The 319-nt window shown below is 51.1% G+C and carries 1 protein-coding gene; it reads left to right on the top strand.

All coding sequences use genetic code 11. The features are described from left to right. The coding region (locus tag N2K84_RS20380) for a DUF1793 domain-containing protein (protein WP_282593666.1) at positions 1–319 on the top strand (319 nt) is incomplete at both ends.

Here is a 319-nt window from a genome sequence, read left to right as displayed (position 1 = left end):
ATGAAGCCAAACGTATGGCCCGGGAATGGATGCAAATGGCCGACGACGGTGATCATTACCGGTTGACCTTCGACCAGCCGGGAACCTGGAGCCAGAAGTACAACCTGGTATGGGACAAATTGCTGAAGCTGGACATTTTTCCCAAAGAAGTGGCGCAGACCGAAATTGCGTATTACCTGACCAAACAAAACAAGTACGGTCTTCCGCTCGACAACCGGCGTACCTACACCAAAAGCGACTGGATTGTTTGGACCGCTACCCTGGCCGACGATGTGGAAACCTTCCAAAAGTTCATCGATCCGGTACACAAGTTTGTAAC

Origin of the sequence: Gaoshiqia sediminis (assembly GCF_025907915.1) — a bacterium.
Classification (GTDB): Bacteria; Bacteroidota; Bacteroidia; order Bacteroidales; family Prolixibacteraceae; genus Gaoshiqia; species Gaoshiqia sediminis.
This window is presented reverse-complemented; position numbering and strand designations above follow the sequence as displayed.